At 74.8% G+C, this 24672-nt stretch carries 29 protein-coding genes and 2 pseudogenes; 24 read left to right on the forward strand and 7 right to left on the reverse strand.

Annotated features, from left to right (window positions below):
* Positions 1-2: 2 nt before the first annotated feature.
* From OG774_RS24620 to truA, 20 genes and pseudogenes are all read left to right on the forward strand, one after another.
* Positions 3-188, forward strand: coding sequence for a type Z 30S ribosomal protein S14 (locus OG774_RS24620; RefSeq protein WP_133829609.1), 186 nt, complete (start codon positions 3-5; stop codon positions 186-188).
* Positions 185-448 carry a hypothetical protein gene (locus OG774_RS24625; protein WP_328304967.1) on the forward strand — a complete coding sequence of 88 codons (264 nt, stop codon included), beginning with the start codon at positions 185-187 and terminating at the stop codon, positions 446-448. Before OG774_RS24620 ends, OG774_RS24625 begins: the two co-directional genes overlap by 4 nt.
* On the forward strand, positions 445-843 hold the full coding sequence (gene rpsH, locus OG774_RS24630; RefSeq protein ID WP_274194350.1) for a 30S ribosomal protein S8: 399 nt from the start codon (positions 445-447) through the stop codon (positions 841-843). The genes OG774_RS24625 and rpsH overlap by 4 nt, the downstream gene beginning before the upstream one ends.
* Positions 844-868: 25 nt before the next feature.
* Complete coding sequence (gene rplF, locus OG774_RS24635; protein ID WP_274190762.1) at positions 869-1405, forward strand: 50S ribosomal protein L6; 537 nt, start codon at positions 869-871, stop codon at positions 1403-1405.
* The gene (gene rplR / locus OG774_RS24640; protein WP_328304968.1) at positions 1405-1833 is read left to right on the forward strand and encodes a 50S ribosomal protein L18; all 429 of its coding nucleotides are present in this window, start codon (positions 1405-1407) and stop codon (positions 1831-1833) included. Before rplF ends, rplR begins: the two co-directional genes overlap by 1 nt.
* A gap of 40 nt (positions 1834-1873) precedes the next feature.
* Entirely contained in the window at positions 1874-2509 is a 636-nt protein-coding gene (gene rpsE, locus OG774_RS24645; RefSeq protein ID WP_274190760.1) for a 30S ribosomal protein S5, read from the forward strand.
* The gene (gene rpmD, locus OG774_RS24650; protein WP_274190759.1) at positions 2509-2700 is read left to right on the forward strand and encodes a 50S ribosomal protein L30; all 192 of its coding nucleotides are present in this window, start codon (positions 2509-2511) and stop codon (positions 2698-2700) included. Before rpsE ends, rpmD begins: the two co-directional genes overlap by 1 nt.
* Entirely contained in the window at positions 2693-3151 is a 459-nt protein-coding gene (gene rplO, locus OG774_RS24655) for a 50S ribosomal protein L15 (RefSeq protein ID WP_274190758.1), read from the forward strand. The genes rpmD and rplO overlap by 8 nt, the downstream gene beginning before the upstream one ends.
* Positions 3152-3363: 212 nt before the next feature.
* Complete coding sequence (gene secY / locus OG774_RS24660) at positions 3364-4683, forward strand: preprotein translocase subunit SecY (protein WP_328304969.1); 1320 nt, start codon at positions 3364-3366, stop codon at positions 4681-4683.
* A 60-nt stretch (positions 4684-4743) separates the two neighbouring features.
* Complete coding sequence (locus tag OG774_RS24665; RefSeq protein WP_328304970.1) at positions 4744-5301, forward strand: adenylate kinase; 558 nt, start codon at positions 4744-4746, stop codon at positions 5299-5301.
* An 88-nt stretch (positions 5302-5389) separates the two neighbouring features.
* Positions 5390-6151, forward strand: a complete 762-nt coding sequence (map, locus tag OG774_RS24670; protein ID WP_328311140.1) for a type I methionyl aminopeptidase — start codon at positions 5390-5392, stop codon at positions 6149-6151.
* A gap of 64 nt (positions 6152-6215) precedes the next feature.
* A complete protein-coding gene (locus tag OG774_RS24675) occupies positions 6216-6659 on the forward strand; it encodes a DUF1707 SHOCT-like domain-containing protein (protein ID WP_328304971.1) in 444 nt (147 codons plus the stop codon).
* A gap of 215 nt (positions 6660-6874) precedes the next feature.
* Complete coding sequence (infA, locus tag OG774_RS24680) at positions 6875-7096, forward strand: translation initiation factor IF-1 (RefSeq protein WP_030532868.1); 222 nt, start codon at positions 6875-6877, stop codon at positions 7094-7096.
* 22 nt (positions 7097-7118) lie between these two features.
* Positions 7119-7232 (forward strand): 50S ribosomal protein L36, encoded by a 114-nt coding sequence (gene rpmJ / locus OG774_RS24685; protein ID WP_018330934.1) that lies wholly within the window; start codon positions 7119-7121, stop codon positions 7230-7232.
* A gap of 183 nt (positions 7233-7415) precedes the next feature.
* On the forward strand, positions 7416-7796 hold the full coding sequence (rpsM, locus tag OG774_RS24690) for a 30S ribosomal protein S13 (protein WP_274190745.1): 381 nt from the start codon (positions 7416-7418) through the stop codon (positions 7794-7796).
* A gap of 32 nt (positions 7797-7828) precedes the next feature.
* On the forward strand, positions 7829-8239 hold the full coding sequence (rpsK, locus tag OG774_RS24695) for a 30S ribosomal protein S11 (protein WP_116708483.1): 411 nt from the start codon (positions 7829-7831) through the stop codon (positions 8237-8239).
* A gap of 19 nt (positions 8240-8258) precedes the next feature.
* Positions 8259-8864: a 30S ribosomal protein S4 gene (rpsD, locus tag OG774_RS24700; protein WP_274190744.1), complete on the forward strand. Its 606-nt coding sequence runs from the start codon at positions 8259-8261 to the stop codon at positions 8862-8864.
* 102 nt (positions 8865-8966) lie between these two features.
* Entirely contained in the window at positions 8967-10040 is a 1074-nt protein-coding gene (locus tag OG774_RS24705; RefSeq protein ID WP_274194343.1) for a DNA-directed RNA polymerase subunit alpha, read from the forward strand.
* Positions 10041-10129: 89 nt separating this feature from the next.
* Positions 10130-10514, forward strand: a pseudogene (gene rplQ, locus OG774_RS29905) (50S ribosomal protein L17); the annotation flags it as partial.
* A gap of 397 nt (positions 10515-10911) precedes the next feature.
* The gene (truA, locus tag OG774_RS24715; protein WP_328304974.1) at positions 10912-11724 is read left to right on the forward strand and encodes a tRNA pseudouridine(38-40) synthase TruA; all 813 of its coding nucleotides are present in this window, start codon (positions 10912-10914) and stop codon (positions 11722-11724) included.
* 63 nt (positions 11725-11787) lie between these two features.
* Here the strand turns inward: truA and OG774_RS24720 are convergent, their stop codons facing one another.
* From OG774_RS24720 to eccD (OG774_RS24750), 7 genes and pseudogenes are all read right to left on the reverse strand, one after another.
* Positions 11788-12165: a VOC family protein gene (locus tag OG774_RS24720; protein ID WP_328304975.1), complete on the reverse strand. Its 378-nt coding sequence runs from the start codon at positions 12163-12165 to the stop codon at positions 11788-11790.
* A gap of 45 nt (positions 12166-12210) precedes the next feature.
* Positions 12211-12525 carry a Rieske (2Fe-2S) protein gene (locus OG774_RS24725; protein WP_328304976.1) on the reverse strand — a complete coding sequence of 105 codons (315 nt, stop codon included), beginning with the start codon at positions 12523-12525 and terminating at the stop codon, positions 12211-12213.
* Between the two features lie 17 nt (positions 12526-12542).
* On the reverse strand, positions 12543-13283 hold the full coding sequence (locus OG774_RS24730; protein ID WP_442873909.1) for a hypothetical protein: 741 nt from the start codon (positions 13281-13283) through the stop codon (positions 12543-12545).
* Complete coding sequence (eccE, locus tag OG774_RS24735; RefSeq protein ID WP_328304977.1) at positions 13280-14506, reverse strand: type VII secretion protein EccE; 1227 nt, start codon at positions 14504-14506, stop codon at positions 13280-13282. Before eccE ends, OG774_RS24730 begins: the two co-directional genes overlap by 4 nt.
* The gene (mycP, locus tag OG774_RS24740) at positions 14503-15840 is read right to left on the reverse strand and encodes a type VII secretion-associated serine protease mycosin (protein WP_328304978.1); all 1338 of its coding nucleotides are present in this window, start codon (positions 15838-15840) and stop codon (positions 14503-14505) included. The genes eccE and mycP overlap by 4 nt, the downstream gene beginning before the upstream one ends.
* A complete protein-coding gene (eccD, locus tag OG774_RS24745) occupies positions 15837-16775 on the reverse strand; it encodes a type VII secretion integral membrane protein EccD (RefSeq protein WP_328304979.1) in 939 nt (312 codons plus the stop codon). The genes mycP and eccD (OG774_RS24745) overlap by 4 nt, the downstream gene beginning before the upstream one ends.
* Positions 16742-17356, reverse strand: a pseudogene (gene eccD, locus OG774_RS24750) (type VII secretion integral membrane protein EccD); the annotation flags it as partial. The gene eccD (OG774_RS24745) and the pseudogene eccD (OG774_RS24750), both read right to left, overlap by 34 nt.
* A 165-nt stretch (positions 17357-17521) precedes the next feature.
* Here eccD (OG774_RS24750) and eccCa point away from each other — a divergent pair.
* From eccCa to OG774_RS24770, 4 genes are all read left to right on the forward strand, one after another.
* Positions 17522-21631 (forward strand): type VII secretion protein EccCa, encoded by a 4110-nt coding sequence (gene eccCa / locus OG774_RS24755; RefSeq protein WP_328304980.1) that lies wholly within the window; start codon positions 17522-17524, stop codon positions 21629-21631.
* Positions 21628-23763, forward strand: a complete 2136-nt coding sequence (locus OG774_RS24760) for a type VII secretion-associated protein (RefSeq protein WP_328304982.1) — start codon at positions 21628-21630, stop codon at positions 23761-23763. The genes eccCa and OG774_RS24760 overlap by 4 nt, the downstream gene beginning before the upstream one ends.
* Positions 23764-23887: 124 nt before the next feature.
* Positions 23888-24259, forward strand: coding sequence for a WXG100 family type VII secretion target (locus tag OG774_RS24765; protein ID WP_328304983.1), 372 nt, complete (start codon positions 23888-23890; stop codon positions 24257-24259).
* Between the two features lie 31 nt (positions 24260-24290).
* Positions 24291-24578, forward strand: coding sequence for a WXG100 family type VII secretion target (locus OG774_RS24770; RefSeq protein ID WP_328304985.1), 288 nt, complete (start codon positions 24291-24293; stop codon positions 24576-24578).
* The last annotated feature ends 94 nt before the right edge of the window (positions 24579-24672 follow it).

Here is a 24672-nt window from a genome sequence, read left to right on the forward strand (position 1 = left end):
GAATGGCGAAGAAGGCTCTGGTCAACAAGGCCGCCAAGACCCCGAAGTTCAAGGTCCGCGGCTACACCCGGTGCAACCGCTGCGGGCGCGCCCGTGCCGTGCTGCGGAAGTTCGGGCTCTGCCGCGTGTGCCTGCGCGAGATGGCGCACCGGGGCGAGCTCCCGGGCGTCAGCAAGGCGTCCTGGTGAGCCCGGCGAACACCTCCGCGAACGCCGCCGAGGTCCCCGAGGCCCCGAGCGAGGGCGCGATCGACCCCGCGCTCCTGCGTCTGATCCAGCGCGTGGCGCACCGCGAGCACATGCTCGTCGGCGTCGCCTCGCCGACGGCGCATCCCCGAACCACCGCTCAGAAGAGCTCCACACGCCGCAGGCCCGTCATCGGGAGCGCGCGCACGGCCTCCGTGCGCCCGACCCGGGGAACCACGGCGAGGAAGGTGACCTGGTCATGACGATGACCGACCCGATCGCGGACATGCTGACGCGCATCCGGAACGCCAACTCGGCGTTCCACGAGAGCGCGACCATGCCGCACAGCAAGCTCAAGACCCATGTCGCGCAGGTCCTCCTGGACCAGGGCTACATCGCCGGGTACCGCACCGAGGACGCCACCGTGGGCAAGTCCCTCGTGGTCGACCTCAAGTACGGCCCGAACCGCGAGCGCAGCATCGCCGGCATCAAGCGCATCTCGAAGCCGGGTCTGCGCATCTACGCCAAGTCCAACGAACTCCCCCGGGTGCTCGGCGGTCTCGGCGTCGCCATCATCTCGACGTCCTCCGGTCTGCTGACCGACCGGCAGGCCTACCAGCGACGGATGGGCGGGGAAGTCCTCGCCTTCGTCTGGTAACGGCTCGGAAGGAGAGGGACCAACCATGTCACGTATCGGCAAGGCCCCGATCACCGTGCCGTCCGGCGTGGACGTCGCGGTGGAGGGCCAGCAGGTCACCGTCAAGGGACCGAAGGGCACGCTGAGCCACACCGTCGACGAGCCCATCCGGGTCTCGGTCGACGACGGTGTCATCTCGGTGGCCCGCCCCGACGACGAGCGGGACAACCGTGCACTGCACGGCCTGTCGCGCTCGCTGCTCAACAACCTCGTGCAGGGCGTGAGCCAGGGCTACGAGCGCAAGCTCGAGATCCACGGCGTCGGCTACCGCGTGCAGCTCCAGGGCTCGACCCTGGTGTTCGCGCTCGGGTTCAGCCACCCGGTGCGGATCGACCCGCCCGAGGGCATCACGTTCGCGGTCGAGAGCCCCACGCGGTTCTCCGTGCAGGGCATCGACAAGCAGCTGGTCGGCCAGGTGGCCGCCAACATCCGCTGGCTGCGCCGTCCCGACCCGTACAAGGGCAAGGGCGTCCGGTACGCCGGCGAGCAGATTCGCCGCAAGGTCGGGAAGACGGGCAAGTGATGGCTACCAACACCGAGAGCACCACGACGACAGCGCCCAAGAACAAGGCCTCGGGTCACCTGGGCAAGAACGTCTCGGAGACGCGCCGCACGGGTCGTGCCCGTCGCCACGTCCGGCTGCGCAAGAAGATCGCCGGCACGCCGACGCGTCCCCGCCTGGTCGTCACCCGCTCGACCCGGCACATCACGGCGCAGGTGGTCGACGACATCGCCGGCCACACCCTCGCCCACGCCTCCACGCTGGAGGCGGACGTGCGCGGGCTGGAGGGCGACAAGAAGGCCCAGGCCGCGAAGGTCGGGGAGCTCGTCGCCTCGCGGGCCCAGGCCCAGGGCATCGACGCGGTCGTCTTCGACCGCGGCGGTCGCCGCTACCACGGTCGCATCGCGCAGCTCGCGGATGCGGCCCGCGAGGGGGGTCTGCAGTTCTGATGCGGACTCCCAGGACGAACACGATTGGAAGGAACGCCTGATGCCGGGACGCACACGGCGCGACGGGCCCGCGGGCTCGGGCGCACAGGGCGGCGAGCGTCAGGGCGGCAGCGCCGGTCGCGACCGCCAGCAGGGCGGCCGCGACCGCCAGCAGGACCGCACGCCGCACCTCGAGCGCGTCGTCGCCATCAACCGCGTGGCCAAGGTCGTCAAGGGTGGTCGTCGCTTCAGCTTCACCGCCCTGGTGGTCGTCGGTGACGGCGACGGCATGGTCGGCGTCGGCTACGGCAAGGCCAAGGAGGTGCCCGCCGCGATCGCGAAGGGCGTCGAGGAGGCGAAGAAGAACTTCTTCCGCGTCCCGCGCGTCGGCGGCACCATCACGCACCCGATCCAGGGCGAGGACGCCGCGGGCGTCGTCCTCCTGCGCCCGGCGAGCCCCGGCACCGGCGTCATCGCCGGTGGCCCGGTGCGCGCCGTGCTGGAGTGCGCGGGCATCGCCGACATCCTGTCGAAGTCGCTCGGCAGCCAGAACGCGATCAACATCGTGCACGCCACCGTGGCGGCGCTGAAGGGCCTGCAGGTCCCCGAGGCCGTCGCCGCCCGTCGTGGCCTGCCGATCGAGGACGTGGCGCCGGCGCGCATGCTGCGTGCCCGCGCCGCGCAGGGAGCGTCGTGATGGCCGACCTCAAGGTCACCCAGACCCGGTCGCAGATCGGGGGCAAGCGCAACCAGCGCGAGACGCTGCGGACCCTGGGACTCCGGCGCATCGGTGCCACCGTCGTGCGCCCGGACACGCCCCAGAACCGTGGCCTGATCAACACCGTTCGTCACCTGGTGACGGTCGAGGAGGTGGGGAGCGATGGCTGAGTCGTCCCCGATCAAGCTGCACCACCTGCGCCCGGCCCCGGGTGCGAAGACCGCGAAGACCCGTGTGGGTCGCGGCGAGGCCTCGAAGGGCAAGACCGCCGGTCGCGGTACCAAGGGCACCGGCGCGCGGAAGAACGTCCCCGCGGGCTTCGAGGGCGGCCAGATGCCGCTGCAGATGCGTCTGCCGAAGCTCAAGGGCTTCCGCAACCGCAACAAGGTCGTCGCGCAGGTCGTCAACGTCGGCGACCTCGCCCGGCTGTTCCCGGACGGCGGCGAGGTCGGCCCGGCCGAGCTCGTCGAGGCGGGCGCCGTGCGCGCCGGCCGTCCGATCAAGGTGCTCGGCACCGGCGAGGTCGGGTCGGTGACGCTGCGCGTCACCGCGCACTCGTTCTCGGGCTCGGCGAGCGAGAAGCTGACCGCCGCCGGCGGCAGCGCCACCGTCGTCGAGTAGCAGTACCCCTCGTGACGCACGCACCGGCCCCGGTCCGCTCCTGTGCAGGAGCGGGCCGGGGCCGGTCCTGCGTCGCCGTGTAGTCTCGCGCCGGGTCGCCTTCCGACCCGGCGCGGCCCTGCGCACCGCCCATGACGCGGTGCGTGTGGTGACCCCCGGCCCGCGCGGGTGTGGAGTTCCGCGGTGCGGCCGAACGACATCTGGAGGTCCGAGTGCTCGGCGCCGTGCGGTCAGCTCTGACCACACCGGACCTGCGCAAGAAGATCCTGTTCACGCTCGGGATCGTCGCGGTCTACCGACTGGGAGCCACGCTCCCGGCACCCGGCGTCTCGTACTCGAACGTGCAGGAGTGTCTGCGGCAGGTCCAGGGCAGCGACGCGGCGAGCGTGTACTCGCTGATCAACCTGTTCTCCGGCGGCGCGCTCCTGCAGCTGTCGATCTTCGCCCTGGGCATCATGCCCTACATCACGGCCAGCATCATCGTGCAGCTGCTGACCGTCGTGATCCCCCGCTTCGAGCAGCTGAAGAAGGAGGGGCAGAGCGGTCAGGGCAAGCTCACGCAGTACACGCGCTACCTGACGATCGCCCTGGCCGTCCTGCAGTCGACGGGCATCGTCGCCCTGGCCGACCGCGGTCAGCTCTTCCAGGACTGCGACCCGAGCCAGTTCCCGATCCTGCCGGGCGCCGACGTCTTCGACCTCGCGGTCATCGTCATCGTCATGACGGCCGGCACCGCGGTCATCATGTGGTTCGGCGAGCTGGTCACCGAGCGCGGCGTCGGCAACGGCATGTCGCTGCTGATCTTCTGCTCGATCGCGGCCCGCATCCCCGCCGAGGGCGGCAACATCCTCGCGACCTCCGGTGGCGTCGCCTTCGCCGTCGTGTGCGCGTTCGGACTGGTCATCATCGCGAGCGTCGTGTTCGTCGAGCAGGGCCAGCGGCGCATCCCCGTGCAGTACGCCAAGCGGATGGTCGGACGCCGCATGTACGGCGGCACCTCGACCTACCTGCCGCTGAAGGTCAACCAGGCCGGCGTCATCCCCGTGATCTTCGGGTCGTCCCTGCTCTACCTGCCCGACCTGCTGTCACGGATCACGGGCAACCAGGACTCCGGCTTCTCGCGCTTCGTCCAGACCTACCTGGCCAACCAGTCCAACTGGCTGCACATCCTGCTGTACTTCGCGTTGATCATCTTCTTCACGTACTTCTACGTCGCGATCACGTTCAACACCGAGGAACGCGCCGATGAGATGAAGAAGTTCGGGGGCTTCATCCCCGGCATCAGGCCCGGCCGTCCCACGGCCGAGTACCTCAGCTACGTGCTGTCCCGGATCACCTTGCCGGGGGCGCTCTACCTGGGCATCATCGCCGTCCTGCCGAACTTCTTCCTGGGCCTGACCGGTGAGGGACAGAACCAGAACTTCCCCTTCGGGGGCACGGCTGTTCTGATCATGGTGGGCGTCGGGCTGGACACGGTGAAGCAGATCGAGAGCCAGCTGATGCAGCGCAACTACGAGGGCTTCCTGCGCTGACCGGGTAGCCGGTCGGCGCGGTACACGGACCACACGGATGTCGGGCGAGGGAGTGTTGTCGTGAGGATCGTTCTGGTGGGGCCGCCGGGAGCGGGCAAGGGAACGCAGGCCGCGCGGCTGGCCGAGCGTCTCGACGCGCCGCACATCTCCACCGGTGACATCTTCCGCGAGAACATGAAGAACGAGACCGAGCTCGGCAAGGAGGCCCAGCGCTACGTCGACGCGGGCGACCTGGTGCCGGACGAGGTCACGGTCAGGATGGTCAAGGACCGTCTCGCCCAGCCCGACGCGGCCGAGGGCTTCCTGCTCGACGGGTTCCCGCGCAACACCGCCCAGGCGCAGGAGCTCGAGACCGTGCTCGACGACCTCGGTCAGCGCCTGGACGCCGTGCTCGTGTTCGAGGTCGAGGACGAGGAGCTGGTCAAGCGCCTCACGGCCCGCGGCCGCTCGGACGACACCGAGGAGACCATCCGGCACCGCCAGGAGGTCTACCGCTCGGAGACCGAGCCCCTCATCGCGCACTACAACGACATCGCCGTCCGGGTCGACGCCGTCGGGTCGGTCGAGGAGATCACCGACCGGGCCATGGACGCGCTCGCCGACGAGCCCGACGACTGACTTGGGCAACACGCGTCGGCCGATCACGGAGGTCGTCTCCTCGGGGGTCGGCGGGATCGCCGACCGCGTGCGGGGACGCTTCGTGGAGATGAAGACCCCGGGCCAGATCGAAGCGATGCGCGCGGCCGGCCTCGTGGTCGCGGCCGCCCTCGCCGCCGTCACCGACGAGGTCCGGCCCGGGACCAGCACCGCGGACCTCGACGCGATCGCGCACGCCACGATCCGGGAGGCCGGCGCGGAGCCCTCGTTCCTCGGGTACCAGGGGTTCCCGGCGTCGATCTGCGCCTCGGTCAACGAGCAGGTCGTGCACGGCATCCCGTCGCCCACGACGGTGCTCGCCGACGGTGACCTGATCTCGATCGACTGCGGCGCGATCCTCGAGGGCTGGCACGGGGACGCCGCGGTGACGGTCGCCGTGGGCACTGCGCGCCCCGCGGACGAGTCGCTGTCGGCGGCCTGCCGGGCGGCCATGTACGCGGGCATCGAGCGCCTCGTGCCGGGCGGCCGGCTCGGCGACGTCTCGCACGCCGTCGAGGACGAGGCCCGCCGTCGCGCGGCCGCGGACGGGCGCGAGTACGGGATCGTCGCCGACTACGGCGGGCACGGCATCGGGACCTCCATGCACATGGACCCGTTCGTGCCGAACCTCGGACGGGCCGGCACGGGCATGCGCCTGCGCAGCGGGATGGTGCTGGCCATCGAGCCGATGCTCACCGGCGGCACCGACGAGACCGACGAGCTCGCCGACGGCTGGACCGTCGTCACCTCGGACGGCAGCCGGGCCGTGCACTGGGAGCACTCGGTGGCCGTCACCGACGACGGGCCCCGCATCCTGACCGCGCCCGCGTGACTCACTGCGGATAGCGGAACTATCCGCTCGCTGTTATCCTCGGTCGCAGGGTCGAGGAGACGGGGTGGTCGTGGTGGCCGGGGAACTGCGGGTGGCGGACGCGGACCGCGAGCGCGTGGCGGCGCGGCTGGGGGAGGCGCACGCCGAGGGGCGGCTGACGCTCGCCGAGTACGACGAGCGGGTGCGCGCGGCGCACGGCGCGGTGGTGGGGTCCGATCTCCTGCCGCTGACCGCGGATCTGCCGGCCGAGGCGCCGGTGCGGTCGGGAGGCGCGGTCCGTCCGGGGGCGCCGTCCCCGATCCGGGCCGCGGTGGCGGTCTGGGCGGTGGTCTCGGTGATCAACCTCGTGATCTGGGTCGCCGTCTCGGTCGGCACCGGCGGGGTCGTGGCACCGTGGTGGATCTGGGTCGCCGGACCGTGGGGGGTCGCCCTCGCGATCGGTGCCGTCGCCGGCCGGGCGGGCCTCCCGTTCCCCGGTGGGTGCGCCGGGATGCCGATCCGCCGCTGACGTGGCCCGCACCTGCTGGTCGAGGGCCCCGGTGGCGAGGCTCTCGACACGCCACGCGTACACTTGACAGCTGGTGCGCGTGTCGTGCCGGTCCACGCGCGCTCGTGTGTCGGTACCGGTGTCGAGCGCGCTCCCCGTCCCTTGTGGACGTGTCGTCGCGACGCGGTGGCACCGAGCCGGGGACGGCAGCGTACGTCGAGAAGAATGCGGAGGACATGGCGAAGAAGGACGGCGCCATCGAGGTCGAGGGCCGGGTCATCGAACCCCTGCCCAACGCGATGTTCCGGGTGGAGCTCGAGAACGGGCACAAGGTCCTGGCGCACATCAGCGGCAAGATGCGTCAGCACTACATCCGGATCCTCCCCGAGGACAAGGTCGTGGTGGAGCTGTCGCCCTACGACCTGTCGCGCGGCCGGATCGTCTACCGCTACAAGTGATCCACACAGCGAGGAAGAGGACGTGAAGGTCCAGCCGAGCGTCAAGCGCATCTGCGCGAAGTGCCAGGTGGTCCGCCGTCACGGGCGGGTCATGGTCATCTGCGACAACCTGCGCCACAAGCAGCGCCAGGGCTGACGCAGTACCGGGCACTCGCGGCCACACGCGGCCGCATCCCATTCCTCCCCGCACCTACGTCGGCTCGAGAGATCGATGCCCCGGCGGAACACCCCCGGCTCGGGAGGCCGGGGCCCGGACCCGTGAGGTCCGGGACGGGCGGGGAGCCAGACCTCCCGGACGACACGAGGAGCACGTCGCCACATGGCACGACTCGCCGGCGTCGATCTCCCCCGCGAGAAGCGGATGGAGATCGCGCTGACCTACATCTTCGGGATCGGCCGTAGCCGTTCCAAGGAGATCCTCACCGAGACCGGCATCGACCCCGACCTGCGGTCGAAGGACCTGTCGGACTCCGATGCCGCGACACTGCGTGCGTACATCGAGAACCACTTCCGGGTCGAGGGTGACCTGCGCCGCGAGGTCCAGGCGGACATCCGGCGCAAGGTCGAGATCGGCAGCTACCAGGGGCTGCGGCACCGCCGCAACCTGCCGGTGCACGGGCAGCGGACCAAGACCAACGCCCGCTCGCGCAAGGGCCCCAAGAAGACGGTTGCCGGCAAGAAGAAGGCCGCACGCAAGTGATGCAGGCCCCCCTCGATCAGGAGAAGAGCTAGATGCCACCCAGGACTCGCCAGGGCGCGGCCGGGGCCAAGAAGGTCCGTCGTCGGGAGAAGAAGAACGTCTCCCACGGGCACGCGCACATCAAGAGCACGTTCAACAACACGATCGTCTCCATCACCGACCCGACCGGCAACGTCATCAGCTGGGCCTCGGCCGGCCACGTGGGCTTCAAGGGCTCGCGCAAGTCGACGCCGTTCGCCGCGCAGATGGCCGCCGAGAACTGCGCCCGCAAGGCCGCGGAGCACGGGATGAAGAAGGTCGACGTCTTCGTGAAGGGCCCGGGCTCGGGCCGCGAGACCGCGATCCGGTCGCTGCAGGCGGCCGGCCTCGAGGTCGGCACGATTTCCGACGTCACCCCGCAGCCGCACAACGGTTGCCGCCCGCCGAAGCGTCGCCGGGTCTAGGGCGGAGAGGAGACACACGATGGCTCGCTACACAGGACCAGCCACCCGCAAGTCCCGCCGCCTGAAGGTCGACCTGATCGGCGGCGACAAGTCCTTCGAGCGCCGCCCGTACCCCCCGGGTCAGCACGGCCGGATCCGCATCAAGGAGTCCGAGTACCTGCTGCAGCTGCAGGAGAAGCAGAAGGCCCGCTTCACCTACGGCCTGCTCGAGAAGCAGATGCGCAAGTACTACGAGGAGGCGAACCGCCGCGAGGGCAAGACCGGCGACGAGTTCCTCAAGCTCCTCGAGTCGCGTCTCGACTCGGTGGTCTACCGCGCCGGGATCGCGCAGACCCGTCGTCAGGCCCGTCAGCTCGTGGGCCACGGCCACTTCCTGGTCAACGGCCAGAAGGTCGACGTCCCCAGCTACCGGGTGACGCAGTACGACATCATCGACATCCGGGACAAGTCCCGGAACATGCTGCCCCTCGTGGTGGCGAAGGAGAACTTCGGCGAGCGGCCCGTCCCGGGCTGGCTCCAGGTCGTTCCGGACTCGCTGCGCATCTTCGTCCACTCCCTCCCGGAGCGGACGCAGATCGACACGCCGGTCTCGGAGCAGCTGATCGTCGAGTTCTACTCGAAGTAAGCCCACGGAAGTACGCAAGACCCCCGGCCCGGGCGATCGTGCCCGGGCCGGGTCTCACGTTCGGCGTCAAATAGCGGACGCCGCATCGGAAAGGTTTCGCACGTGCTGATCTCTCAGCGTCCCGCACTGTCCGAGGACGCCATCGACGACACCCGTTCCCGGTTCGTCATCGAGCCGCTGGAGCCGGGCTTCGGCTACACCCTCGGCAACTCGCTGCGTCGCACCCTGCTGTCGTCCATCCCGGGCGCGGCCGTGACCAGCATCCGTGTCGACGGTGTCCTCCACGAGTTCACCACCGTCCCGGGGGTGAAGGAGGACGTCACCGACATCATCCTGAACCTCAAGGAGCTGGTCGTGAGCTCCGAGGAGGACGAGCCGGCCACGATGTACCTGCGCAAGCAGGGCCCCGGCACCGTGACGGCGGGCGACATCGTCCCGCCGGCCGGCGTGACCGTGCACAACCCCGACCTCCACATCGCGACCCTGAACGACCAGGGCCGCCTCGAGGTCGAGCTCGTCGTCGAGCGTGGTCGCGGGTACGTCCCGGCCGCGCAGAACAAGGCGTCCGGCGCCGAGATCGGCCGTATCCCGGTCGACTCGATCTACTCGCCGGTGCTCAAGGTCAGCTACAAGGTCGAGGCGACCCGCGTCGAGCAGCGCACCGACTTCGACAAGCTGATCCTCGACGTCGAGACCAAGCCGTCGATGACGCCTCGCGACGCGATCGCGTCCGCCGGGCGCACCCTCGTCGAGCTCTTCGGGCTGGCCCGTGAGCTCAACGTCGACGCCGAGGGCATCGAGATCGGGCCCTCGCCGGCCGAGGCCGACTCGATCGCCGCGTTCGCGATGCCCATCGAGGACCTCGACCTCACGGTCCGGTCCTACAACTGCCTCAAGCGGGAGGGCATCCACACGGTCGGCGAGCTCGTCGGCCGCTCGGAGGCCGACCTGCTGGACATCCGCAACTTCGGTGCGAAGTCCATCGACGAGGTCAAGATGAAGCTGGCCGGGCTGGGCCTCGCGCTCAAGGACAGCCCGCCCGGGTTCGACCCGTCCGCCGCCGCGGCGGACTACCCCTCGGAGGGCTTCGAGTCCTACGGCTCCGACGGCGGCTTCGGCGGCTACGGGGCCTCGGAGGACGACGGCCAGGACTACGCCGAGACCGAGCAGCTCTAGCACCCCCCAGTAACCTCTGACGTGCTGCCCCCTCCCCGGTCCGTACGCGGGCCGGGGAGGAAAGGCGTCACGAGACAGGAGCATTCGACATGCCCCAGCCCAGCAAGGGCCCGCGGCTCGGGGGTTCCCCCGACCACCAGAAGCTGATGCTGGCCAACCTGGCCACGTCGCTCTTCACCCACGGCCGCATCCACACCACGCGTGCCAAGGCCGACCGGCTGCGCCCGTACGCGGAGCGGCTGATCACCAAGGCCAAGAAGGGCGACCTGCACAACCGGCGTCTCATCCAGGAGCAGATCCGGGACAAGGACGTCGTGCACCGCCTGCTCGCCGAGATCGGCCCGTTCTTCGCGGACCGGCCCGGTGGCTACACGCGCATCGTGAAGACGCTGCCGCGCAAGGGTGACAACGCGCAGATGGCGGTCATTGAGCTGGTGAACGAGCGCACGGCCAGCGCGGAGGCCTCCCAGGCCACCCGCGTGGCGGCTCCGCCGACGTCCCCGTCGGGCCCGGGCGCCGAGGTCGGTGACACCGCGACCGGTGCCGCCGCCACGGCGGCCACCATCGCGGCGGCCGAGAGCGACGCCTCGCCGGAGCCGACCGAGCCGACCGACGCGGCCGACACCGTCACGGAGGACACCGTCACGGAGGACGCCGACTCGTCGGCCACCACCGACGGCGATGTCACCGACGACGATGTCACCGACGACGAGGTCCCGGAGGGCATGACCGACAACTCCGCGGCCGGCGCCGGCCTCGACACGTCCGAGGACGCCGACTCGTCGGCGACCACGGACGGCGCGACGGACGACAAGTCCTGACCGACAGCACCACCCGCGAGCCCGCTCCCGATCCCGGGGGCGGGCTCGCGGTGTCTGTACGTCGTCACCGCCTGGACCTGGCCTACGACGGCACCGACTTCTCGGGCTGGGCCCGGCAGCCCGGGCTGCGCACGGTGCAGGGCGTCCTCGAGGACACCCTCGCCACGGTCTGGCGGGTGCCGGTGGCGCTGACCGTCGCCGGGCGCACCGACGCCGGCGTGCACGCCGACGCGCAGGTCTGCCACGTCGACCTGCCCGCGGAGATCGAGCCGCACCCCGGGCTGATCGGCCGGCTGGCGCGGATGCTGCCGCCGGACGTCCGGGTGCACGCGGTGACGCCCGCTCCGGAGGGGTTCGACGCGCGGTTCTCCGCGATGCGCCGCCACTACGCCTACCGCGTCAGCACCGCGCCGTGGGGCCCCGAGCCACTGCGCGCGCGCGACACGCTGCGCTGGCCGCGGCCCCTCGACGTCGACGCGATGAACGCGGCCGGCGCCGCCATGCTCGGCGAGCACGACTTCGCGGCCTACTGCCGTCCCCGCGCCGGCGCGACCACCGTGCGCGAGCTGCAGCACCTGCGCTGGGACGCGGAGCCCGGCGAGCCCGACGTCCTCGTCGCCCGGCTCAGCGCCGACGCGTTCTGCCACTCGATGGTCCGGTCCGTCGTCGGCGCGCTGCTGGCCGTGGGCGAGGGCCGGCGGCCCGTCGAGTGGCCCGCGGCGCTGCTCGCGGCGCGGGCGCGGTCGAGCGAGGTCACCGTCGTCGCCGCGCGGGGGCTGCGGCTGACCCGGGTCGACTACCCGGACGCCGCGGACCTCGCGGAACGCGCCGCACGGACGCGGCGGCGTCGTGACGAGATCTGAACGTCAGCGGCGGCACGTCGCTGACGTTGAGCGTCCGTCACGCCACGCACTCGATCCGGCGGATCAGCCTCCGCTGCCGTAGGGCCGGGTGAGGATCTCGAGGTTGTGACCCTCGGGGGAGTCGAAGTAGGCGCCCTGGCCGCCGTCGTTGGTGTTGTACCCCGACCGCCGGTGGCCGGGATCGGCGTAGGTGGGCACGCCCCGGTCCCGCAGGCGGGCGGCGATGACCGCGAACTCGTCGTCGGGGACGAGGAAGGCGTAGTGCTGGGGGTGCGGGTCGTCGACGTCCATGAAGTCCAGGCTCGTGCCGTGGGCGACCTCGACGACCGTGAACGGCCCGAAACGGGTGGGTGCGGGCACGCCGAGGACCTCGGCGAGCCAGGCCGCACCGGCGTCCTGGTCCCGGGTCTCGACGATGGTGTGGTTCAGCTCGATGGGCATGCCCTCAAGCGTCCGACCTCGACGGTGGTCGAGGTCAAGCCCCGGTCAGCCCCCGGTCGCCACCTCGACGGTCCCGCCGTCGACACGGCAGGGCAGCGCGACCAGGTGGCAGTCGCCGGGATCGATCCCGCGGCCGGTGGCCACGTCGAAGGTGTAGCGGTGGTTCGCGCAGGTGAGGACGCCGTCGGCGAGCGTCCCGCGCTCGAGCGGCCAGGCCCGGTGCGGGCAGCGGTTGTCGTATGCGCGGACCCCGCCGCCGACGCGGACCAGCAGTACCCGCCGGCCGCCGACCATGACCGCGGTCATCGTGCCCTCGGGCAGGTCCGCGACGGCCAGGACCGGGGTGAACGTGTCGTCCATCGTGTCTCCTCGCCGGGCTAGTCACCCCGGCGCACCGGGCCCAGGATCGCGGTCTCGCGGGCGCCGGTGACGAGGTCGACCCGACGCCAGAGGTTGCGCCCGAGCACCACGATGCCGTGGTCGGGGAGGGTCCGCAGGGTCTCGGTCATCGCGGGCGTGAGTCGCCACAGCCGCCCGGCGAGCTCGGCCTCGTGCGGGGGTAGGCGCTGGATGAGGACGAGGTCGGCGTCGTCGGCCAGGTCGGACACGGCGGGCACGAGCGAGGGCAGGACGACGAGCGTCGTCTGCCGCGGACGTCGCGCGGGAGCGGGGCCGCGTGCCGTGGCGCCCCGGTCGTAGACGACGAGCAGGGGCTCGCCTCCCGCGGCGAGGTCGGCCGGGGGCTCGCGCACGACGCGGACGGGCGCGGCGGGGTCGTCGGCGTCGAGGGCGTCGGACACGTCCCCTGCGCGCCGAACCGCGTCCCACACCGGCGGCCGCCCGGTGACGACCACGCCGCGCGTGCCGGTGCCGACCGCGCGCAGCGTCACCTGGCGGGCGAGGTAGAGCCCGCCGAGGAGGACGACGCGGGTGGGAGCGGGGCGCACGAGGGTGACCGCGACCGGCTCGCCGTCCGGGTCGGCGCCGAGGACGACTCCCGCCGGGCGTACGGGCGGCCCGAGGGCGTCGAGCATCTCCGGCGGGACCGAGAACGTCGGCGCGAGCTCCGGGTCGGCGCGGGTGGGGGCGACGCGGCCCGCGGCGCCCGGCGTCGTCACGGCGCCACCCCGAGCGGGAGCGTCGCGGCGAGCCCGGCGGCGTGCTGGCCGTCGAGCGGGTCGAGGGTCATCCCGAGGGCGTGCCCGCGGGCGACCAGCTCGCGGCCGGCCTCCTCGAGCGCGTCCGGGGTGTCGGCGGTGAGGCGCACGGTGCCGCGCAGCCCGACGGTCGCAGGCGCGTCCCCGTCCCGGTCGGCCCGCGGATCGGGCTCGAGGGTCAGGGCGAGCGTGCAGGTGCGCGCGGCCGTGGCCGTGAGGGCGGAGAGGCGCTCCGGGACGTCCGGCCAGCGCGTCACGGCGTGCGCCGCGTGCCCGACCTCGCCGACGACCACCGCGCGCCAGTGCTCCCGGAGACGCTCCGGCTCGCCCGCGGTGTCGGAGACCTCGAGGCCGGCCTCCAGGACCTCGTCGACCCCGAGCGGGCGGACCGCGGTGCCGTGCTCGGCGAGCACCCGCCCGATCCGCGCGAGCGCCCCGACCACGGCCCGGTGCGCCCCCGCGACCCCGCCGCCGCGCTCGGCGACCGCGTCGGGGCAACGCGCCGGGTCGAGGCGCACGACGAGCCACGCGTCGCGGCGCGCGAGCGGCGGCAGGGCGCCGAGGACCTCGCGGTACGCGGCGGCCGCGGGGGTGTCCTCGGCGACCGGGCGGCAGTGCCAGAGCGCGCTCACGGCGTCGAGCACGACGCCCCGGTCGGCCAGGCACCCGGCGAGCGCCGCCAGCGGGAACGTCGCGGTGCCCGACGAGGCGTCGCCCGCGACGAGGCCGGGCGCACCGTCCGGGGAGGTCGGGTCGAGCGCGAGCACGGCACTCCAGCCGCCGCCGTGCCCGAGCATCCCCACCTCGCGGCCGTCGTGGTCGCGGGTGCGCGCGACGGTGAGGTCGCCGGTGAGCAGGCGCAGCGTCCGCAGCCGCGGGTCGGCGTCGGGATCGAGCGGCTCGGACTCGCGCTCGCGCGCCCGGAGGCGGTAGCGCAGCGCCAGCCCGATCCACACGACGAGCCAGCGCCCGCGAACCCGCAGCAGCCCGACGAGGAGCGCGGCGGACAGGACGACCCCGGCGAGCGGCAGCAGCCCGCGGTCGAGGGCGACGAGCGCCACCGCGAGGGCGAGCCCGACCTCGACGACGACCACGCCGGCGAGCGGGACGGGCCCGAGCGAGGGCCCCGACGGTCGGCGCGAGACCGGCGGCGCGGGGCGGGACGGGGTGACGACGAGGCTCACCGCGCACCACCCCGCCGGCGGCGGACCGCGACGGCGCCCACCGCGAGGACGGCGGCGACGGCACCGACAGCGGCGGTGACCCACCCGGTCGCGGGCCCCTCCGTCGGGGGCGCCGGCGGCTCGGGCCGCACCTCGGGCCCCGTGCGGGGCGGGCCGCCGCGGACCGCGGCCGCGGCGTCGAGCACCCCGTAGCCGACCGCGTCGTCGCGGACACCGGGGGTCAGTCCGGGCGGCGGGGTCGCCGAGCGCACGAGCGCGGCGGCGATCTCGCGGGCGGGGGTCTCGGGGGCGCGTTGACGCAGCAGCGCGGCGGCCGCGGCGACCCGCGCGGCGGCGAAGCTCGTGCCGACCAGGGGCCCCGAGGAGCCGTCGGGCGCGCCGAGGGTGGTGGTGAGGCCGGGGCCGCGCGCCGCGAGCGAGGACGGCTCGCGCCCGGGAGCGGCGAGGTCGACCCAGGGGCCGGCCAGCGACGACGGGTCGGGGGCGCCGGCGTCGTCGACCGCGCCCACGGCGAGCACGTCGTCGCCGAACCACGCGGGCACGGGGACGCTGCGCACCGGGCCGCCGGTGTTCGGGGCGCAGGCCGGGCCGGTGTTGCCCGCGGCCGCGACCACGACGACACCGCGGTCGACCGCGTCGCGGACGGCCGCGCGCAGGGCCCCGAGGGCGGGCGCATCGGACGGGTCGGCGACCTGGGCGGGCGTGCGGCAGGCCGTCAGGGCGAGGGTGAGCACCCCGACGCCCGGGGTGTCCGCGGCGTGCCGGACGGCCCGGGCGAGGCTGGTGACGTCGCCGACCCCGGCGCGGCCGTCGACACCGAAGAACGCGCTGGTCTGCCGGACGGCGAGCACGCGGGCGGCGGGCGCACGGCCCACCACCAGGTCGTCGGGAGCGGGGCTCGCGGCGATCACCCCCGCCACCGCGGTGCCGTGCCCGTCGCAGTCGTCGAGACCGGAGGCGCCGACCACGAAGTCGCCGCCGTCGACGACGCGGCCCGCGAGCCGGGGGTGGGCGGCGACGCCGGTGTCGACGACGGCGACCAGCTGGCCCTCGCCCCGACCGTCCACCCAGGCGTCCGCGGGGTCGGGGCCCGGCGGGAGGTCGCCGAACCCGGTGCCCGACGGCGGGGTCGGCGGGGGGCAGGGGGCGTCGCGGCGTGCGCCGGGCACGCCGTCCGGAGCGGCGTCGAGGGCGTCGAGCGCTGCGCGGTCCGGCGCGGGGGGCGCCGGGGCGCTCGAGGTCGCGCCGACGGGATCGGTCGCCCCGGCGGGCGCGGCGCTCAACAGCACCGTGAGCGCGGTGAGCACGACGGCGCCGGCGAGCGTGCGCGTCACAGGAGCCGCATCGCGGTGTAGAGGTCCATGACGGCCAGCGCCACGGGCAGCACGGCCGCGATCCCGACGGCCTCCGCGATGTCGACGGCCCGCCGGGCCACCGGGGAGAACCGCCTCCGGGGCACCACGACGCCGAGCACGAACGCCCCTGCGCCGGCCGCGAGGGCGACCGCCGGCACGGCCAGCATCGCGACGGCCGGCGGGGCGACGAGCAGCCAGCCGACGACCAGCCCCGCGCCCGCGAACAGCGCGCAGACGAGCAGGGCGACGGCCTGGACGCCGTTGGCGTAGGTGCGCGAGCGCAGGGCGAGCAGGAGCGTCAGCAGGACCGCGAGCGCCCAGCCGGCGACACCCCGCCAGCCGCCCACCGGCGCGAGCGCGAGCACCGTGACGGCGCCCGCGGTGACGGCGCCGCACCCGAGGACCAGGCCGGAGAGGGCGGCGTGGGCGCGGTCGGCGCGACGTTCGATGTCGGCGTGCTCGGCGACGCCGGGGTCGTCGGCGAGCTCCTCGGCCGACGCCGGGACGCGGGGCAGGGGGAGGCGGGCGAGCGCGATCCCGGTGCGCGGGAGCAGCGCCGACGCGACGAGGGCGAGCGCGCCGGCCCCGGCGGCGATGCCCGCGGCGTCGCCCGCGTCGACCACGGTGGCGATGCCGGTGGCCAGGGCGACGAGCACCGCCGCGGTGAGGGCGCCGAGCAGGGCGGCGACGCCGGCGCGCCCGGCCCGGCCGAGCACCAGGAGCGAGGCGGCGGCGACGGCCGCGGCGAGGACCGCGCCGAGCAGCAGCTGCGGGGCCCCGGACGTCGCGGCGAGCGAGGTGGCGGGGCCGGGCGCCCCCAGGGCACCGCGGCGACGCCCGCCACCCCGGCGAGGGCGACGGCGCCGGCGGCGAGGACCGACCCGGCGGCCGTGCCGTCGACGACCCGCGTGCACACCGCGGCCGCGGCGAGTGCCCCGAGGGCGGCGACGCCGGCCACCGCGGCCGTGCCGAGCCCCCCGGCGGTGCCCGGACCCCGGCCGGCGACGACGAGCGCGAGGACCGCGCCCGCGAGCCCGAGCGCCAGCCCGCAGAGCCCGAGGACGCCCGCGAGCCCCGGCCCCCACGCCCGGTAGCTCGCCGGCGTGGCCTCGGCGACGGCGTCGACCACGTCGTCGAACAGCGGGGGCGGCGCCGCGTCGGCCCGGCGTCGCAGCACGAGCTGGTCGCCGTCGAGGACACCGAGGGCGGCGAGCGTGCGCGACGGGTCGACCGGGCCCTGCCCGAGCGGGGCGAGCGTCCAGGCACCGCCCCGGGCGCCGACGCCCGACTCGCCGGTCATGTCCAGCAGCACCGGCAGCAGGTCGGCCAGCGGGACGTCCGGGGGCAGGGCGACGTCGACCCGCGTGCGGGGCGCGAGGACCGACACCCGGCTCGCGGCCGTCACCGGCGCGGACGACCCCGCGGGCAACGAGGCGCGGGCCCCGTCCCCGGCAGTCCCCGGCAGCGCGCGACCCGGGCGGGCGGTGTCCGTCATGCGCTCCTCCCGGCTCTCGGCGACCGTCGTTCGGGGATCTTGGCATCGGCGCCGTCCGGGGACCGTCCGGAGGTTCGCCGAGACGGACCCCGGGCGGGCCGCGGCTCCTTAGTATGGCCGGACCGCGGGGGCCGGGTGGTGCGTTCGGAGGATGGGGGGCGACCGGTGGGCACACGGGTCTTCCGGCGCGCCGCACGCCCGGCGCCCCCGGAGGTGCCGTCGGGCGAGGTCCACCTCGAAGCCCCGCCGGAGATCCCGCGCGCGGTGCCGACGTCCCCGTTGCTGCGGCTGTTGCCGCTGCTCATGGTGCTCGGCTCGCTCGGGTTCATCGTCGTCATCGGCGTCGACAACCCCACCTCGTGGCTCTTCGGCGGGATGTTCGCGCTCTCGACCATCGGCATGGTCGCCGGTGGTGCGACGCGCGGCGGCGGGCAGCGCCGGGCGGAGGCCGACGAGGACCGCAAGGACTACCTGCGCTACCTCGCACAGATGCGCCGGCGGGCCCGCGAGACGGCGGTCGACCAGCGTCGCGCCCTCGAGTGGACCCACCCCGAGCCCGCGACGCTCGTCGGACTCGCGCGCGGCCCGCGGATGTGGGAGCGCCGCCCGTCCGACCCGGACTTCGCGCACGTGCGCGTCGGCCGCGGCTCCCAGCGCCTCGCCACCGCCCTCGTCCCGCCGCAGACCGGCCCCGTCGACGATCTCGAGCCGGTGTCGACGGTGGCCCTGCGCCGCTTCGTGCGCACCCACTCGATCGTCCCGGACCTGCCCACGGCGGTGTCGTTGCGCGCGTTCGCGTCGGTGGGCGTCACCGGCGGCGACGCGGCGGCCCGTCGCGGGCTCGTGCGGGCGCTGCTCGCGCAGCTCGTGACGTTCCACAGCCCCGAGGACCTCGTGGTCGCCGTGGCCGCCGCGGGTCCCGCCCGCGCGGAGTGGGAGTGGGTCAAGTGGCTCCCGCACGTCGCGCACCCGCGGCTGTCCGACGGCGCCGGGCCGGTGCGGATGGTGACGTCCTCGCTGGCCGCGGTCGAGTCGTGGCTGGCCCCGGAGCTCGCGGGGCGGGGGCGCTTCACCCGAGGTGCCGCGCCGGCCGCCGACACCCGCCACGTGGTCGTCGTGCTCGAGGACGCCGAGGTCACGCGCTCCGAGCAGGTCGTGCTCGAGGAGGGCATGGCCGGCGTCACCGTGATCGACCTGTCGGACTCCCTCGGCACGCTCACGGCGCGCCGGGGGCTCGGGCTCGTCCTGGAAGCGGACGGCGAGGGCCGCATCGGGGCCCGGGGTCAGCAGGGCGTCGAGTGGTTCGGCCGGCCCGACACCCTCGGCGGCGCCGAGGCCGAGGCGCTCGCGCGGCGGCTCGCGCCCTGCCGCCCGCCCGCGGCCGGCGCGCACGACGAGGAGCCGCTGCTGACCAGCCCCGGCATCCTCGAGCTGCTCGGCGTCGACGGGGAGCCCGCCACGTTCGACGTCACCGCGGCCTGGCGCCCGCGCCCGGTGCGGGACCGGCTGCGGGTGCCGTTCGGGGTCTCGGCCGAGGGCGAGCCGGTGGAGCTCGACATCAAGGAGGCCGCCCAGGAGGGGATGGGCCCGCACGGGCTGTGCGTCGGGGCCACCGGGTCCGGGAAGTCCGAGCTGCTGCGGACCCTCGTGCTCGGGCTGATCACGACGCACTCGTCCGAGGCCCTGAACCTCGTGCTCGTCGACTTCAAGGGCGGCGCCACGTTCGCCGGGCTCGCTGGGGCGCCGCACGTCGCCGCGGTGATCACCAACCTCGCCGACGACCTCAGCCTCGTCGACCGCATGCAGGACGCGCTGGCGGGCGAGATGCAGCGCCGCCAGGAGAAGCTGCGCGCCGCGGGCAACCTCGCCAACGTCACCGAGTACGAGCGCGCCCGGGAGAACGGCGCGCCGCTGGACCCGCTGCCGACCCTGTTCGTCGTCGTCGACGAGTTCTCCGAGCTGCTGAGCCAGAAGCCCGACTTCGCGGAGCTGTTCGTCGCGATCGGGCGGCTCGGGCGCTCGTTGCAGATGCACCTGCTGCTCGCCTCGCAGCGCCTCGAGGAGGGACGGCTGCGGGGCCTCGACTCACATCTGTCCTATCGCATCGGGCTCAAGACCTTCTCGCCGTCGGACTCGCGGGCCGTGCTCGGGGTCCCGGACGCGGCGGAGCTGCCGCCGGTGCCGGGCTCGGGCTACCTGAAGGTCGAGTCGTCGACGATGACCCGGTTCAAGGCCGGGTACGTGTCGGCGCCGTACCGCTCCGCCGAGCCGGTCGCGCCCGACCCCTCCCCGGTCCCTCGCGAGATGCGCCCGCGCCCCTTCACCGCGAGCTGGGTGGAGCCGGGCGCGGTGCTCGAGAGCCACGGCGACGGCGACGGCAACGGTCACGCCCCGGCCGGCGGTCCGCCCGCGGTGATCGGCCCGCACGGACCGTCGGTCCCGCGCGGGGTGAACGGCACGCCGTCGGTGCTCGACGTCGTCGTCGAACGGCTGCGTGGCCAGGGGCCGCCCGCGCACGAGGTGTGGCTGCCGCCGCTGGCCGACCCGTCGACGCTCGACGCGCTGCTGCCGCCCCTGACCGCGACCCCGGACCGCGGGCTCAGCGCGCCCGGCTTCCCCGCCAACGGGCAGCTCGCGGTGCCGGTGGGCGTCGTCGACCGCCCCTACGACCAGCGCCGCGACGTGCTGTGGGCCGAGCTCGCCGGGGCGGCGGGACACGTGGTGGTCGCCGGCGGGCCGCAGTCGGGCAAGTCGACGCTCCTGCGCACGCTGGTCGTCGGGGCCGCGCTGACCCACACGCCGGCCGAGGTGCAGTTCTACGCGGTGGACCTCGGCGGCGGCACGCTCTCCGGGCTGGCGGGGCTGCCGCACGTCGGTACGGTCGCGGGCCGCGGCGAGCCCGAGCTCGTGCGGCGCACGGTGGCCGAGGTGACCGCGCTGCTCGCGGGACGGGAGCGCTGGTTCCGCGAGGCCGGGGTCGAGTCGATGGCCGACCTGCGGGCCCGGCGCCGGCGCGGCGAGCTCGCGCCCGGCACCGGCGGCAGCGACATGCTCGGCGACGTCTTCCTCGTCGTCGACGGCTGGCACGCCTTCCGCACCGAGCACGAGGGTCTCGAGCAGACGGTGATCTCGCTGGCGACGGGCGGCCTCTCCTACGGGGTGCACGTCGTGATCACGGCGAGCCGCTGGGCGGAGCTGCGGCCCGCCCTCAAGGACCTGCTCGGCACCCGCTTCGAGCTGCGGCTCGGGGACCCGTCGGAATCCGAGGTCGACCGCCGCGTCGCCGCCGTCGTGCCGTCGGGGCGCCCGGGGCGCGGGCTGTCACCGGACAAGCGCCACGTCCTCACCGCCCTGCCGCGTCTCGACGGGGTCGCCGACGCAGCCGACCTCGGTCGCGCCACCGGCGAGCTCGTCGCCCGCGTCGCGGCGGCCTGGGGCGGCACCGGGGCGCCGCGGGTGCGGCTGCTCCCGGACCGTGTGGGCGTCGAGGCGCTGCCCGGCCCGGACGACGGCCCGCCGCACCTCCTGCCGCTGGGGCTGTCCGAGGAGCGCCTCGCGCCGGTCCTGCTCGACGTGTCCGCCGACCCGCACTTCGTCTGCTTCGCCGACGCCGAGTCGGGCAAGACGGCGCTGCTGCGGGGGCTGGCCCACCAGATCGTCACCCGGTACCGGCCGGACCAGGCCCGGCTCGTCATCGTCGACTACCGGCGCTCGCTGCTCGGGGCCGTGGCCAGCGACCACCTCATCTCCTACACGTCGTCGGCCGCGGCGCTGACCCGGGCGCTCGCCGAGCTCGTCGAGTCGCTGCAGCGCCGGCTGCCCGGCCCCGACGTCACGCCCGAGCAGCTGCGGGCGCGCTCGTGGTGGACCGGCCCGGACGTCTTCGTCCTCGTCGACGACTACGACCTCGTCGCGGGCGCCGCGACCAACCCGCTGGCCGTCCTGCTCGACCTGCTGCCCCAGGCCCGCGACGTCGGCCTGCACCTCGTCGTCGCGCGGCGCACGGGCGGGGCGTCCCGCGCGGTGTTCGAGCCGGTGCTCGCCCGCCTGCGCGAGCTCTCGTCGCCTGGGATCGTCATGAGCGGCAGTCGCGACGAGGGCGTGCTGCTGGGCACCGTCCGGCCGGGTCCGCAGCCGCCGGGGCGCGGGTGGCTCGTCGGGCGGCGCCACGGGGAGCGGCTCGTGCAGGTCGGGTGGCGCGCCCCGGATCCGCCGATCACCGGCCCGGACGCCGCGGGGCCCGTGCCGGGGGCCGTGCCGGACGCCGACCCGTGAGCGAGGGCCCGACGGTCGCGATCGACCTCGGGGTGACGACGGTGGCCGCGGCCGTGGACGTGTCGCCCGACCCCCGCGACGGTCGCGCGCCCGCGGAGACCGTCGAGCCCGCCGAGGTGCCGCTCGACCTCGCCGCCGTGTTCGCCCCCGCCGACGGCACGGCCCTCGCCGTCGGGTCCGCCGCCCGGCGGTTGGCCCCCACCGATCCCGCGCGCTACGAGCCGACGCCACGCCTGCGGGTCGACGATCCCGACCTCCTGCTCGGCACCCGGGTGGTCGGGATCGCGGAGGCGTGGGGCGCCGTCCTCGCCGGGGCGCTCGAGCGGGCGGGTCCGCTGCTGCGCGGGGACCGGCCGCGCCACCTCGTCCTCACCCACCCGGCCGGCTGGGACGCCGGGCGCCGCGAGGTGCTGCGGCGGGCCGGGTCCGGGCTCGCCGCCGAGCTCACCCTGCTCGCCGAACCCGTCGCCGCTGCCGCACACGCCGCCTGGATGCGCCCGCGGGACGACGGTCGCGCGCGGCCGGGGCCGGTCGCGGTGCTCGACCTCGGGGCGCGCGGGGCCGACGCGTCCGTGCTCGCGCCCGACCCCGGGCGCTGCGGTGGCGCCCGGCTGCTCGCGCGGCGACGGGACGACCGCTTCGGGGGCGACGACGCCGACGAGCTGCTGCTGGGCCACCTGCTCTCGACGCTCGCGGACGAGCCGACCCCCGAGGACCCGTCGCGTGATGATCTGGCGGCGCGGCGCGACGCCGACCGGGTCCGCGAGGTCGTCGCCGCCACGACCCTCGGCGACCGGCGGCACCGTCAGGTCCTGCTGGACGACGTGCGGGCCGCGAAGGAGCAGCTCTCCGACGCCGAGCAGGCTGCGGTGCCACTGCCCGGGCGGCTCACCGCCGCCTGGCTGTCGCGGGGCGAGCTCACCGAGGTCCTGCGCCCGTCGCTGCGGCGGGTCGTCGACCTCCTCGCCGAGACGCTCGCCGACGCCGGCACGGGCCCGGAGCATCTCGACGGCGTGTGGCTCACCGGCGGCGGCGCACGGATCCCGCTGCTCGCGGCGCTCGTGCACCGCGAGCTGGGCGTGCCCGCCACCGTGGCGCCGGAGCCGCGGCTGGTCGTGGTGCGGGGCGCGCTCGTCGTGGCACGGGAGGACGAGGCGTTGCTCGGAGGGGTCGCCGGTGCTGCGGCGTCGCGGGTGCGGGCGGGGGCCGCCGTCGCGGCCGGTGCGGGCTCGTCCTCGTCGTCCGCACCCCGGTCGGCCGCCGGCCCGCTGCTCGACCCCCCGACCGTCGAGCTGCCGCCGGGGGAGCGGGCGTGGCCCCGGGCCGAGCCCGCGGGGCCCGACGCCGAGCCGACCGAGGACCTCGGCGGCCCCGCCGACACCCCTGCCTGGCTCACGCCGACCTCGTCGGGGTCGCCGGCGCTGCTCCCGGTGCGCCGTGTCGACCCCGCGGACGGGGGCGACGGGGGCGACGACGCCACCGCGTCCGGTGCGGCCGTGGTCGCGCGGCCGCGGTCCGCCCGGCCCGGGTCCTCGCGCCGGCTCCCCGCGCGCCGGCCACGGTCGGCCGGCCCGCCGCGGCGCCCGGTGGGCGTGGGGGCGGTCGTCATCGCGGTGCTGGCGATCCTCGCCCTGGTCACCGGGATCGTCCTGGGCGTCCGGGCGGTGAGCCGCCCGTCCGGCACGCCCACGGTCGTCGGCGGACAGGTCTTCGTCACCCCGGTCGGGTGGGTCACCGCCGGCGGCGACGCGGCCGCGCGCCGGGTGCTGCTCCGCCCCGTGGGCGCCCCGCGGGGCACGGACCTCGTCGCCGTCCAGGAGAACCCTCTCGACGGGGCCGCCGCCGAGGACCCGGAGCGCGCCCGCGGGCAGCTGGCCGCCCAGTACGAGGCCGCCCGCGCCGCCGGCGACCCGGTGTCTGGCTACGAGGCGCGCGCCGAGTTCGGCGACCGCGAGGTCGCCCGCTACCGCCAGGACCCCGCGCCGGGCGTGCGGGTCGACTGGTTCGTGGTGCTCTCGTCGCCGTCGTCGATGGTCAGCGTGGGGTGCCGGCACGCCACGGACGACGCCGAGGCGACGCGGGTGCTGGCGGCCTGCGCGCAGGTCGTCGAGACCCTCGGGCCCGCCGGCTGAACGGGCCGCGGATCAGGTCCGCGGGTTTCACGAAACGACCACCACGGGCCGCGCCCGCTCGTCATGCTCGATCCGTCAGCAGCACACGGGGCCGGTCGGCCCCCGGACACGGAGGGAGCCGCGGATGGCCGGGCAGTTCGGTACCGAGACCGACGTCATGCTCACCGCCTCGCAGCGGATCCAGGACATCAAGCAGGGCATGCAGGGCCACATGAGCAGCCTGCAGTCGCAGCTCGCGCCCCTGGCGGGCACGTGGCGCGGCCAGGGGTCCGTCGCGTTCCAGGGGCTCATGGCGCGGTGGAACGAGGACGCGACGCGGATCAACACCGCCCTCGACGAGATCGCGGCGAAGATCGGCCAGAGCGGGCGGAACTACGCCGCCTCCGACGAGGACAACCGCCAGGCGTTCTCGCAGCTGGGCGGCACGGGCGGGTCGGGCCCGGCCCCCGGTGCGACGACGTCCGCCTCCGGCGGCGGCCTCGGCCAGTACCTCTGAGACACCCGCACGGACGAGGACGGAGTCCCCAATGAGCAGTGAGATCCGGGTGTCGTTCGGCGACATCGAGGGCGCGCAGGCCAACATCGGCCGGAGCGCGTCCGCCATCGAGCAGGAGCTGGCCGATCTGGACTCGACGATCGCCCGGCTCGCGGTCTGGGACGGCGCGGCCGCCGACTTCTACCGCCAGCGCCAGCAGCAGATCCGCACGTCCTGGGAGGACATGAAGGGCCTGCTGGCGCAGATCGGCACGCGCACCGGCACGGTCAACGCGAACTACCAGAACACCGAGAACCAGGTGAAGAACATGTTCACCTGACGGCGGCTCCGCGAGGACGCCCAGCGGCGAGGGGGTGGTCGCCGTCGTCGGTGGCCCCACGCGTACTCTGGACGACTGATGCGCGGTGCATGTC

This window comes from Actinomycetospora sp. NBC_00405 (genome assembly GCF_036044095.1).
GTDB lineage: Bacteria > Actinomycetota > Actinomycetes > Mycobacteriales > Pseudonocardiaceae > Actinomycetospora > Actinomycetospora callitridis.